The following is a 12,368-nucleotide window of genomic DNA, read 5'->3' as shown; positions in this document are numbered from 1 at the left end:
TCAGTTAATTCATGCCTGTCAGATCAAGTCTAAACTATTACAATTAAGAGAAGAATATCCACTGCTACTTGGTGTAGCTGACTGTGGTGAATCTTTTGTAAATGTTTCCTCTGCTGGTGTTTGCTGCTCGTTCACACTTTTGCCCATGTCAGTAAAAGCTTGATGCAGAGTTTTTCCGTTGATAAAAACTTCTTTATTCTGCTCAACTAATTTTAATACCTCTTCTGGGTCAGTTATTTCTCCAAATTTTGGTTCATCAATCACTCTTTTTATGCCCTTAGAACTTACTTCTACAGTCATGCTACAATCTATGCTATTGCCTTTAGAATCCTTAGCTTGCCAGTTAATGGTCATCTCACATGAGCTTGAACCAGTAAAATCATAGTGCCTTTCGCTGCCTTTTTTGGTTGCAGTTATTTGACTATCTTTCCCTAAAGATAGGTTATAAACCTTGCCTTCGTCACTGGCTTTTAAAAGGGTGCTAATCTCTATTGGTTTTTCTTTATTTTCAAATCTAATTTTAAATTCATTATCTTGTGTTGTATATACTAAGAAATTTTCACTTGGTAGAGATTCTGCGAATTTTTTATGTGTTGCATTTATTGATTGCTCAAACTTTTGAAACTCCTCTTTCCACTTTGAACTTACCTGTTCTTTAATGTTCTCATCTTTGTGTAAAGGACCAATAAAGTACCAGATTAAATTTTCTTCTTCTAGTTTTCTGATAAAATCCTGAAAATTTTTGCAAGATTTAATGAAACTTAAAATATCATTTTTCTTTTGCTCATCTACATCTAAACCTTGATTTTCAGCTATAAATAAGTTTTCTTTTAGCATAATTTCTATTTTTAGAGAACTATATTATAATATTAGCATATTTTCTTAAAAAATCAACTAATCTTATAGTTAAATAAACTTGAGTATTTGGCGGGAATGTTATATATTAACCACTCCAAGAAGTGCAGTATGGACAATACTATTATAAGAAAATACGATATTAGAGGTGTGGTAGGCAGAGACCTGCAGATCAGTGATGGGTATGAAATAGGCAGAAAATTTGGTCAAACTGCAGCTAACGTTTGTGTAGGCTATGACAGCAGGATAGATTCACCAAGCATAGAAAAAGAATTAATCAGAGGCTTGATTTTATCCGGTGCGAATGTTATACGCGTTGGGCTCTGTTCTTCACCTATGCTCTACGCTGCAACAATGCAGGCAGATCTTGGGATTATGATCACTGCTTCTCATAATCCCAGAGAATATAACGGCTTTAAATTTTTCAGTAGTAAAAAAGTTTACTCAGATCAAGAAATGAAGGAAATTATAGGCAATACAATTAAAAACAGCACGAAAATTGGAAGCTTAATTAACACGAATATATATAGTGAGTACGTTAACATATTAAAAAATGCGCTCAAGAATAACGCTACACAAAAACTAAAAATAGCTTGGGATTTTGGCAATAGCCCAACAATTGTAAGGTATATTGAAAAGATTTTACCAGATCATATACACATCGTAACCAATAGCTTTATAGATGGAACGTTTCCACTGCATGACCCAGATCCCATAGAAGAGAAAAATCTTGCTCAGTTAATAGATATTGTCAAGAAAGATAAATGTGATCTTGGTATTGCACTTGATGGTGATGGTGATAGGGTACGCTTGATTGATAATAAAGGTAATGTTGTTTCCAATGATCACTTGTTTATGATTTTTTCACGTGAAGTATTGGCGGAACACCCAAAAAGCAAGGTTATTGCCAACGTAAAAATGAGTATGAAAGTGCATGATTTCGTTAGCAAATTAGGAGGGCAAATAATTACCTGTGCCACTGGACACTCACTAGTTAAGAAAAAGATGGTAGAAGAAGGAGCAAAGTTTGCCGGTGAACTGAGTGGACATTTTTTCTTTTCTGAGCTAGGTTTTGATGATGGACTATATTCTGCTATTAAAGCCATTGACATTTTACTTAAGAAAAACCAAAGCCTATCTGAGATGATTAAAGATTTACCAAAGTTATATATCACTCATGAAGTGAAAATTGTAGTGAAGGATGAGAAAAAATTTCAAATAATTGAATCAATAAAGGAGACACTAAAGCAGCAAAACATTGTATTTTCAGAGCTTGATGGAATTAAGGTAACTGATGATAAAGGTTGGTGGCTTCTTAGAGTATCAAATACGCAAAACTGCATAACAGCAAGATGTGAAGGAAATACCTTAGAAGATTTTGAATTCACTAAAAAAGTTTTGTTGTATTACATTGATGAACTAAAATTATACATTTAAATTTTTTTGATGATTTACTTATTCGTCAATGTTTGCAGTTTTGTTTGATTAGTAATAGGAATTGGTAACCTATAGCGAATTGCTGTGGATAATAGCTGTCTAGGATAGTTTAGCTATAGAAAATCAACACTCACTTTTCTTTATTGTTTTGAGGTTTTTCTTGATCAATCATTTCCTCACCGATCTCTTTTATTTTTAGTATCAATGACTCTGGTACATACATGTTAATTACTTCTTCTGTTGTCACAAATAAAGCCTGATAAGAGTGTGAATTTATTATCCAATTGGGCAATATGTCTTCTGCGTCTATTTTAGACTCTCCCTCTTTTTTATCATATACTGTGTGGCAATATAAGTGCACAGCAAAAAATAGTACATAAGAAAGCAATATTCCTCTGAGTGCTCCGACAAAGATTCCAGTAACTCTATCCATTAATCCCAACCTTATAGGTGATAATATGTACATTAGCCAGTTATTCATTGTCATGAATGTAAGATTAAGTATGATAAATACAGAGATTGTAGAAAGTATGTTTTGTGTAACTTTAGAGTCAAAATACTTACTATAATTTATAATAAAAAAATCATAGTAACTAGCTGTCAAAAAGACTGATAAGAGCAAGAACATTAATGCACATAGCTCTTTTATAAAACCTCTAGTTATCGATATTATTACACACAAGACAATAATAAAGATAATTAGGCTATCGAAAAACATATTTTGTATCTATATGATTTTCAAGATATAATAGTTGTAAATAACAAAGTTGTAAAATTAATTGTGTTGATATTTTATCAGCTGGTCTAAGTACCGAGCAATCATATCAACTTCTAAATTTAGGTAATTACCTATTTTATTATGCTGAAAAGTTGTGTTTTTCCATGTATAGGGAATGATATTCACAGTGAATTCTTGATCGACAACTGAATTTACTGTAAGGGAAACTCCATCTAGCGTTACAGAACCTTTTTTTGCAACAAATTTAATTAATTCTTGTGGGCATGATAGTCTGATTTCATGAGATTCTAAATTTTGATTGATTGTTAAAATTTCTGTTGTGTCATCCACATGACCCTGAACCAAGTGGCCGTCAATTCTGTCACTCAGTTTCATTGCTTGTTCTAGGTTTATTTTTTTCCCTGTTTTCCACGTATTTAAGTTAGAAACCTTCATGGTTTCTTGAGATACTTGAACTGTGAATACATTGCTCATTATGTTGACAACAGTTAAACACACTCCGGAGCAGGATATTGAATCTCCTTTGTTTATAGAGGATAAATTTTGTGTCTCAATATGGAAGATTTGATCAGAGTTAGGGTGGATAGTGATATCAGTTATAGTGCCAATATCTTTGATAATTCCTTTAAACATGCAATAAAATAAATAATTATATCACAAAAGATCTTATTTGTTAGGTGCGCAAAGGAAGATCTTTTTTACTTATCTGCTCAATAGATTCTACAGAATATTCAGAATATAGAAAGTAAGCCAGGTTCAAAACGCACAGTGTAATTAATATTGGTAACCCTATGTTTAATGTTAGACCGATACTTTCCCTTTTTTCTGTTGGCACCAATTCCTTTAAAATTGACACTTTTCCCAGCGGCAAGTGCCATAGGCAGAGTGCTGATATAGAAGCTGCTACTAAAAATAGACAAAAATAAGTCTCTTTCGAAGAAAACATAGCTTTTAATGGTGATTTGAGCCTAATATTAGTAGGCAATCGAGTTTTAGCTTCATTTGTTTTTGGTAAATGGTCTACAGCTTTGCTTGGTAAAATTTCATGAGAAACATTTTTAGGCTGTGGAGAAGGTTGGCCTGAAACTAATTTAATCAACTGCTCTTTTTTTCTATATACTTGCTTTTGTAAATATTCTTTACCTAAAAGTGAATTATTAGGGGTTTGTGGCCTTTTGAGTACCTCTAGCACTTCTGATATCTCATCTGGTTCTAATACTTCATGTAATTGTTTATCTTGAAAGTAAACAATATTAAACACTGAGTTGGAAATATTGTGAAATATTTCTGGATCTTGATTTTTGTATCCATTCATCACTTCAATAAATATTTCATCGAGTTTTTTTCCCTTGTGCTCAGCCAAATTATCTATCATAGCTACTCTAGCATCAATTTGAGCTTGTTTTATGATTGATTGTTTTTCTTCTTGCAATAATTCTTTAGCCTGCTTTTTTGACTTCTTTTTTCTATTAGCCTTAAAATAATCTGTGTGTGACCTAATTTGACCTATATCCCGCTCTGTTTCTTGAGGGACTAAATTTCCTATACTACCCTCTGTTATCCGAGTGTCTAACACTGGTTCTTTTTCTTTTTGGTCAAGTGCTGGAATAACACCAGGTGGCATATTGTTACTCTGTATAGAAAATTTGGGCAGTTGTGGGAAAAAGAATTGTGCCGTATTAAAAAAATTGAATGGCTGAAAAAGAGACCTAAACCAGGAAATATTTTCATGCATTGCAGCAACAATTACTGGTGCGCGTGTAATTTGCTTTCTGTTACTTACTATATTGTAGCCAAACGAACCTTGCACAATTTGGTTGCCTTGCGTGTTCCCTTTTTCAACCACATTTTCGTTTTTATTTTCAGTTTCTTCTGCTTGTAACGTATCTTGACTTTGCTCCTCGCTTTTAGCTTTTTCTACATGTTTTAGCTTCTCATTTAAGAGTGCCTCGATTTGTTGCAAGCTATCTAGATTGATGTTTTTGTCTGTTTTTAGCGTTATCGTTATGCCCTGCAGAAGGATTTGAATTGAAGCATTACTTATGAATTCTTCTACAGTTTTATTCGCTTTATGGTGGTTGTTGTATAGTTCTTCACTTTCTTTTGGTACTTTTATATTGGCTGTGAAGTTTTTCTCCTGAGAAAGGCAGATTTTAAAAAAGTCAATTAAATGTTTTATTTGAGGTAATATTGTATTAGGGTTTACCTCTGTTAGCAGCTTGAGCTTAAATGAAAACTCTTGTGTATCACTTACAACACTTCTTGAGCGAATGGTGCTAATCTCCAGTACTTCATTAGAAAATGCCTTACTTATTTTTTTAGATCTATCCTTAAAAAACTTAGGTAAACCCTCAATTTCGTATTTTTTCTTAGTTTCTATGTTACTACTATGCATGAGTAAATTTTTTAATGTAGAGTGAAATAAAAAACATAATTAGTCAATAAATTAATAATTATAGCACCCTTGCATAACAGCGGCGCGTTGGATTCAATAAGAGCAGAAGAAGTTACTTTACAAACCTCATCAGTTTCCTTATCATGACAATAAGAGTATTTATCCTTGTTTTTGATCTGCGCAGATTCAATGACAAAATTCAGTAAAAAAACTCAGATATTTATTGGCAAATTACATAAAATTATAGCGGCTGCATGTTTTTTAAATTTTTTCTACTTCAGCCAAAACACGCTTGTTAGCACATTATCAATTTACATTATAAAACTCACTACTGGGAGATTCTTTTGCCTTTTTTTTGCTTGGTGAATTTCTTAATATTTTGGATTAGTTAGGAGTCCTATAGAGATGTCATTCCAGCACTTGATGCTGGAATTCAGGAATTTTTTGAGCACGAAAGTTATGCTAAGTTTTTATTGTTAAGTAAAGGCTGGATTCCAGTGTCGGAGCACTGGAATGACAGAAGAAGGAAACACTCGGATAGGGGCAATTTTAATGATACCATCATAGAGATCAGCTACTCTGATGACAACTTTTTATGCGAATAGTTTTATTGATGATATTAAAGATTTCACTATAATGAAAGTTTAAGCTAGCGTTTTTAAGGTGAATAAAGAGCTAATAAGTGAAATACCTTTACTTGAAGATAAGGCAGTTTCTGAGATTGAAAATGCTGCTTCTTTGCAAGATTTAGAAAAAGTTAGGTTGTCATACTTGGGGAGAAAGGGTCTAATAAAGGCTTATTTCGATGACTTAAAGAATATAGATGATGCAGGAGAAAAACGCGACCTAGGTGCAGTGATTAATGTTTTACGCAATAAGATAGACCAGCTTATAACAAGCAAAGAAAATGAACTAAAAGATAAAGAAGTTAAGTTAAAACTGCAAAATGAAGCAGTTGATATCACACTGCCTGTCAGACCAGAAAGAATTGGCAAGATTCATCCACTGAGCAAAGTTATAAGTGAAGTAAAGCTCATTTTTGCACATATGGGCTTCAAAGCAGTTGATGGTCCTGATATTGAAGATGAATTTCACGTGTTTGATGCGCTAAATACTCCAAGTCATCATCCTGCGCGAGAGGAGCAAGATACCTTCTACTTAAAGAATAAAATAAACGATAAAAGAATGGTGCTGCGCACTCATACCTCATCTGTGCAGATTAGAACTATGGAAAAGACAAAAGCTTTTCCAATTAAAATAGTGGCTGCAGGCAGGGTATACAGAAATGACTTTGATGCAACTCACACTCCTATGTTTCATCAGATAGAAGGGCTTTATGTTAATGAAAATGTCAATATGGGCCAATTAAAATTTACTATTCATCGCTTCCTTAGTAAATTTTTCGGAGATAAAGGTCTAAAAATACGCTTTCGTAATAGTTTTTTTCCTTTTACTGAGCCTTCTGCAGAAGTGGACATAAGTTATAAAGGTAGTAAATGGATTGAAGTACTTGGATGTGGTATGGTGCATCCAAATGTCTTTAAAAATGTTGGAATAGACCATACTAAATATAGTGGCTTTGCATTTGGGATTGGTATAGAAAGGCTAGCAATGCTGAAATATCAAATTAGTGATCTAAGGAGCTTTTACGACAATAGAGTTAGTTGGCTCAACCATTATGGTTTTCATTTTTCGTCTTTAAGATAAGTGACAAATAAATCTTATACATTTGTTGTACTTGCTGCTGGGCATGGTAAACGAATGAATTCAAGCTTGCCTAAGGTTCTGCACAAAATAGGTAATTTCTCCATGCTTGAGCATGTCATTTACAATGCAAAGCAGCTGAATCCTGAAAAAATAGTTATTGTAGTCGATTTGCCTTTAACTCAAAGGCTGAAATGCTTTGAGGGTATAAAACTAATTACACAAGAGTCAACGCTCGGTACAGGGGATGCAGTCAAAATTGCAATGAGAAACCTGAAAGAATTGTCAGATATAGTTGTTGTGCAGTATGGGGATACTCCACTAATAAAAAGCAGCACAATAACTAAAATGATAAGCTGCTTAGGAGAGAGCAATGCTTTAGTTTGTCTTGGGTTTAAAACTAATAATAAAGGATACGGTAGACTAATTATTGAGAACGGTTCCCTAAGAGAAATCGTAGAAGCACAAAATGGTAGAAATAATGATGAGGAATTTCTTGCTAATGCCGGAATAATGGTTGCACATGAAAAGAATCTACGTGAATTGGTGGAGAAAATAGAGTGTAATAACCAAGCTCATGAATATTACTTGACCGATATCGTTGCCATTGCAGTAAAGAGTAATTTAAATGTCGGCTATGTTATTGCTGATGAGGAGGAGGCAACTGGCATAAATAATAGGAATGACCTTGCAACGGCCGAGTTTTACTTTCAAGAAGAAAAAAGAAAGTTTTTCACTAACTCTGGAGTAACGCTTGTTGCTCCAGAAACTGTTTTCTTCTCTCTTGATACGCAAATTGGTATGGATTCGATTGTTTACCCATACGTTTTTTTTGGTCCTGGAGTAAAAATAGGATCTGGTGTTAGGGTTGGTCCATTTGCCAAATGTGAAAATACAACAATAGGTGATGGTGCAATCATAGGTAATTTTGTTGAAACAAAAGCAAGTGATATAGGTATAAATACTAAGATAAAGCATTTAAGTTATATAGGAAATACTCAGGTAGGGCAGGGGAGTAACATAGGTGCAGGTACTGTTGTTTGTAATTATGATGGTAAAAAGAAACGTAAAACAAATATTGGAAGCAATTGTTTTATTGGTGCCAATAGTTCATTAATTGCACCGCTTAATGTGCATGATGACTCTGTCATTGCAGCAGGTAGCGTTATAGTGAAAGATGTGCCAAAGGGAAGTCTTGCAATTGCAAGAGAAAGGCAAGTAACTAAAAAAATAAAATAATTCCAATTTTTTTCTTGATGGTTATGCTTATATATGCATATGCTGAGATCTTAGATAAAAATGAAAAAATTATTTACCTTGTTGGTTTGTTGTTCTCTTTCAGTACCATCTTTTGGAGTTGATTGGATTAAAGATAGAATTTATACTTCTTTGTCATATAGCCGACTTGGTGTTAATTATGACGTTGGTTTTCACTATACAGATAGCGTTAAAATTTCAGTTGGCTATGTAATCAAACCTATTATTAATTCTCTAATCAAACCTACTCTTGATGAAGAATTTGGAGCAGTGGTGGGGCTTATGGCAAAGCTTCATTATCATCACAAATTTGAAAATACGGGTATTACTCCTTATATTACTGCTGGTGTTGGTGCTGTTATAGTGCGTACAATGAAGGCTAAACCTAATGTAGGTAGAGCTGATAGTATAGGTGAAAACATAAGTGCTCTACTTGGAGAGGCTTTCAAAGCTGTAGTCAATGATGAATTTTTTTCTTATCAAATAGGTTCTGGTATTAATCTTCCACTTTCTGAAAGAACAAGTGTTTTTGCTGGCTACAAATTGCAAAGGTTTCATAAAATTTTCCATGGAATTGAGCTAGGAGTGAGTTTTAATTTATAAACTCTGATTGAATATTTTTAGTAAAGGCTAGTGGGAAATTATATTGAAGCGAAAGTAAGTGATGTAGACTCAAATGCTGATTGCAGCAGATAGTGAAAGATATGCCAATTTGCAATTGCAAGAGAAAGACAAATAACAAAAAAAATAAAATAATTCCAATTTTTTACTTGCAATTTATACTATTTTTAATATTTATATGCTTGTATATGCATATATTAATCTTTGGAGGATAAAAATGAAAAAGTTACTTACTTTGTTGGCCTGCTGTTCTTTGTCAGTACCATCTTTTGGAGTTGATTGGGTTAAAGATAGAACCTACACCTCTTCGTCGTATGGCATGCTTGGTATTAATTATGATCTTGGTTATCATTGTACAGATAGCATTAAAATTTCATTTGGTCCTGCAGTTAAACTTGTTATGAGTGAAGGGATTTTAGACGCGGGACTTATGACAAAGCTTCATTATCATTATAAATTTGAAAATACAGATATTACTCCTTATGTTACTTTTGGTGTAGGAGGAGTTGCTAAAATTCCTCTTTCAGAAAATCAAGGGCCAGACGTAGAAGAATTTTTTTCTTATCAAATAGGTTCTGGTATTAATCTTCCACTTTCTGAGAGAACAAGTGTTTTTGCTGGCTACAAGCTGCAAAAGTTCCATGAACTTTCGCATGGGGTTGAATTTGGAATGAGTTTTAATTTGTAAGCTCCGATTGAATGTTTTTAGTGAAGTCTGGTTTGAATTTTTGTTGAAAAAAAGCAAGTGATATAGGCTAAAATGATGATTGCAGTAGGTAACAAAATGTGACAAAGAGAAGTTTGGCAATTGCAAGAGAAAGGCAAGTAGCTAAGAAAGTGATTCCGATTTTATTATGTAAGTTATGTAATTTTTAACTTTTCTGTGAGTATATATGCGTATATTCATGGTTAGAGGGTAAAAATGAAAAAATTACTTACTTTAGTAGTCTGCTGTTCTCTGTCAGCACCGTCTTTTGGAGTTGACTGGATTAGAGATAGAATCTATACTTCGTCGTCATATGGCAATCTTGGTGTTAATTATGATCTTGGCTATCATTATACAGATAGCATAAAAATTTCAGCTGGTCCTGTAGTCAAATCTGTTTTTTTTGGAGGATCTTTTGCAGAGCTAGGATTCATGGCAAAGCTTCATTATCATTATAAATTTGAAAGTACGGATATTACTCCTTATGTTACTTTTGGTGTAGGAGGTGGCGCTAAAGTATCTCTACCAGCACAGCAAGGTCAACAGCCAGACGTAGAAAAGTTTTTTCCTACCAGATAGGTGCTGGTATTAATCTTCCACTTTCTGAGAGAACGAATGTTTTCGCTGGCTATAAACTTCACAAGTTCAGTAATTTTTCTCATGGGTTTGAACTTGGAATGAGTTTTAATTTATAAGCTCCGATTGAATATTTTTAGTGAAAGCTTGAGTTTTTGTTAACGTCGTAAAGTTTTCATGAGACTAAGAGAACTTGAGAGTAGTCAAGTTTTAAAACTTGACTACTCTCCACGAGGAAAAGCAGATAAAGGTAGAAGTATTTCATGTTTTTATTTATATTGACAGTATGTGTAACATCATTTACGATTAGTGTTAATAACAATAATTGATATTTGTCATGTTTGCAGTAATCGAAACTGGTGGAAAGCAGTATTTAGTAAAAAAAGGCAGCATAATTAAAGTAGAAAGATTACAAGCTGAAGAAAAAGAGGAAGTGGAAATCAATAAAGTGATTTGTGTTTCAAACAATGGCTTATCTTGTTCATCTAATGCTGTTGTTAAAGCTGAAGTACTGGAGCAGTGTAGAGATAAAAAAATTATAATCTTTAAGAAAAAGAGAAGAAAAAATTACCGTAGGAAAAATGGTCATAGGCAGTATATTACTGTTCTTCGTATCAATGAAATTAGTCTTCAAAAGTAAGAGGTAAGATATGGCAACTAAAAAATCAGGTGGTAGTTCCTGTAATGGTAGAGATTCGGCAGGGCGTCGGCTCGGGATAAAGAAGAATGGTGAGGTTATTCCAGGTAACATAATTGTACGTCAAAGAGGTACAAAATTTCATCCTGGAAAGAATGTTGGTATGGGTAAAGATCATACGATTTTTGCTAAAACGAAAGGCTGGGTGAGTTTTAGAAAATCAGCAAATAAAAAGACGTTTATTGATGTTGTGCCTACAGATGATATGCAAGCCTTGGCTTGAATAGATACGGGTCTGTAGCTCAGGTGGTTAGAGCGCACGCCTGATAAGCGTGAGGTCGGAGGTTCAACTCTTCCCAGACCCACCATTTAAATTTGCAATAGTTTTGATATCGTGTAACTAAGCGATGGTTTTACATAAGAATTCAGTAACCAGTGAATCAGTAGCAGCCGGTCATCCAGACAAAGTAGCAGACCAGATTTCAGATGCAATACTTGACGAATACCTTTTTAATGACTCTTCCTCTCGTACTGCAATAGAGACTTTAGTTACTAAAGATAATGTTATTATAGCTGGGGAAGTATTTGGGCCGAACATTGAAAATAGCAAGATTGAAAGTATTGTACGGAATACAATAAAAGATATTGGTTATGAGCATGATGGTTTCCACTGGGAAACAGTGAAAGTAAATATATTACTACATGAACAATCAAATGACATTGCAATAGGTGTGGATCAAGGTGCTGGGGATCAGGGCATAATGTATGGCTATGCAACAATAGAGACAGAAAGCCTCATGCCAGCACCCATTTTTTATGCACACTCGATTCTGAGAAATATCATGAGTATGGTCAAAGAGGTAAAGCTTGGTCCGGATGCAAAATCGCAAATCACTTTGGCGTATGAGAATAACCTTCCAGTGCGTGCTGAAAGTATTGTTGTTTCAATACAGCATCTTGAGGATCTGAGTCAATCGAAAGTGAAGGAAATAATTTATCCTTACATAGCTTCATCTTTACCTGAAGGGTGGATGTGCCCTAAAGAAAATCTCTTAGTCAATCCAACAGGTAGATTTGTTATCGGTGGACCAGTTGGTGATTGTGGTTTAACCGGACGAAAAATTATGGTTGATAGTTATGGAGGCTATATTCCACATGGTGGAGGAGCATTTTCTGGAAAAGATGCAACAAAAGTTGATAGATCCGCAGCTTATATGGCGAGATACCTTGCTAAAAATATTGTTTTTGCCGGCTTGGCTAAACGTTGCCTTGTACAGCTTTCTTATGCAATTGGTGTTTCAAAACCTACTTCATTTTACATTGATACATTTGGCACAAATACAGTAGATGAAGAGAGGATTAAAGGATTTATTGAAGGTAACATAGATTTATCAACTTGTAATAGTTTAGACTTGATCTGACAGGCATGAATTAACTGACA

At 34.0% G+C, this 12,368-nt stretch carries 11 protein-coding genes, 1 tRNA gene and 2 pseudogenes; 10 read left to right on the top strand and 4 right to left on the bottom strand.

Annotation, left to right across the window (positions count from 1 at the left end; all coding sequences use genetic code 11):
- Nucleotides 1–18: 18 nt before the first annotated feature.
- Nucleotides 19–837: a hypothetical protein gene (locus tag JR053_RS02515; protein WP_416603433.1), complete on the bottom strand. Its 819-nt coding sequence runs from the start codon at nucleotides 835–837 to the stop codon at nucleotides 19–21.
- A 129-nt stretch (nucleotides 838–966) separates the two neighbouring features.
- On the opposite strand from JR053_RS02515, the gene JR053_RS02510 reads away from it, so the two are divergent.
- On the top strand, nucleotides 967–2,292 hold the full coding sequence (locus tag JR053_RS02510; protein WP_010407162.1) for a phosphomannomutase/phosphoglucomutase: 1,326 nt from the start codon (nucleotides 967–969) through the stop codon (nucleotides 2,290–2,292).
- Nucleotides 2,293–2,422: 130 nt separating this feature from the next.
- On the opposite strand, the gene JR053_RS02505 is transcribed toward JR053_RS02510, so the two are convergent.
- The 3 genes from JR053_RS02505 to JR053_RS02495 are packed head-to-tail and all read right to left on the bottom strand — an operon-like array spanning nucleotide 2,423 to nucleotide 5,426.
- Nucleotides 2,423–3,010, bottom strand: a complete 588-nt coding sequence (locus tag JR053_RS02505; RefSeq protein ID WP_029237697.1) for a CvpA family protein — start codon at nucleotides 3,008–3,010, stop codon at nucleotides 2,423–2,425.
- Nucleotides 3,011–3,067: 57 nt separating this feature from the next.
- The gene (locus JR053_RS02500) at nucleotides 3,068–3,664 is read right to left on the bottom strand and encodes a riboflavin synthase (RefSeq protein WP_139686594.1); all 597 of its coding nucleotides are present in this window, start codon (nucleotides 3,662–3,664) and stop codon (nucleotides 3,068–3,070) included.
- 40 nt (nucleotides 3,665–3,704) lie between these two features.
- Nucleotides 3,705–5,426: a hypothetical protein gene (locus JR053_RS02495; protein WP_010407170.1), complete on the bottom strand. Its 1,722-nt coding sequence runs from the start codon at nucleotides 5,424–5,426 to the stop codon at nucleotides 3,705–3,707.
- A gap of 663 nt (nucleotides 5,427–6,089) precedes the next feature.
- Here JR053_RS02495 and pheS point away from each other — a divergent pair.
- From pheS to metK, 9 genes and pseudogenes are all read left to right on the top strand, one after another.
- A complete protein-coding gene (gene pheS, locus JR053_RS02490) occupies nucleotides 6,090–7,133 on the top strand; it encodes a phenylalanine--tRNA ligase subunit alpha (protein WP_010404527.1) in 1,044 nt (347 codons plus the stop codon).
- Nucleotides 7,134–8,369: an NTP transferase domain-containing protein gene (locus JR053_RS02485; RefSeq protein ID WP_010404529.1), complete on the top strand. Its 1,236-nt coding sequence runs from the start codon at nucleotides 7,134–7,136 to the stop codon at nucleotides 8,367–8,369.
- Nucleotides 8,370–8,429: 60 nt separating this feature from the next.
- A complete protein-coding gene (locus tag JR053_RS02480; RefSeq protein ID WP_007302507.1) occupies nucleotides 8,430–8,990 on the top strand; it encodes a P44/Msp2 family outer membrane protein in 561 nt (186 codons plus the stop codon).
- Nucleotides 8,991–9,225: 235 nt separating this feature from the next.
- A complete protein-coding gene (locus tag JR053_RS02475) occupies nucleotides 9,226–9,696 on the top strand; it encodes a P44/Msp2 family outer membrane protein (protein WP_010404534.1) in 471 nt (156 codons plus the stop codon).
- A 234-nt stretch (nucleotides 9,697–9,930) separates the two neighbouring features.
- Nucleotides 9,931–10,409, top strand: a pseudogene (locus tag JR053_RS02470) (outer membrane protein).
- A gap of 218 nt (nucleotides 10,410–10,627) precedes the next feature.
- Nucleotides 10,628–10,930 (top strand): 50S ribosomal protein L21, encoded by a 303-nt coding sequence (gene rplU, locus JR053_RS02465; protein ID WP_007302510.1) that lies wholly within the window; start codon nucleotides 10,628–10,630, stop codon nucleotides 10,928–10,930.
- A gap of 10 nt (nucleotides 10,931–10,940) precedes the next feature.
- Nucleotides 10,941–11,210 (top strand): 50S ribosomal protein L27, encoded by a 270-nt coding sequence (gene rpmA, locus JR053_RS02460; RefSeq protein ID WP_006012184.1) that lies wholly within the window; start codon nucleotides 10,941–10,943, stop codon nucleotides 11,208–11,210.
- 8 nt (nucleotides 11,211–11,218) lie between these two features.
- Nucleotides 11,219–11,295, top strand: a tRNA-Ile gene (locus JR053_RS02455).
- A 39-nt stretch (nucleotides 11,296–11,334) separates the two neighbouring features.
- Nucleotides 11,335–12,324 (top strand): annotated as a pseudogene (metK, locus tag JR053_RS02450) (methionine adenosyltransferase); the annotation flags it as partial.
- Between the last annotated feature and the right edge of the window lie 44 nt (nucleotides 12,325–12,368).

This window comes from Wolbachia endosymbiont of Nasonia vitripennis, from assembly GCF_048054115.1.
Lineage (GTDB): Bacteria > Pseudomonadota > Alphaproteobacteria > Rickettsiales > Anaplasmataceae > Wolbachia.
This window is presented reverse-complemented; position numbering and strand designations above follow the sequence as displayed.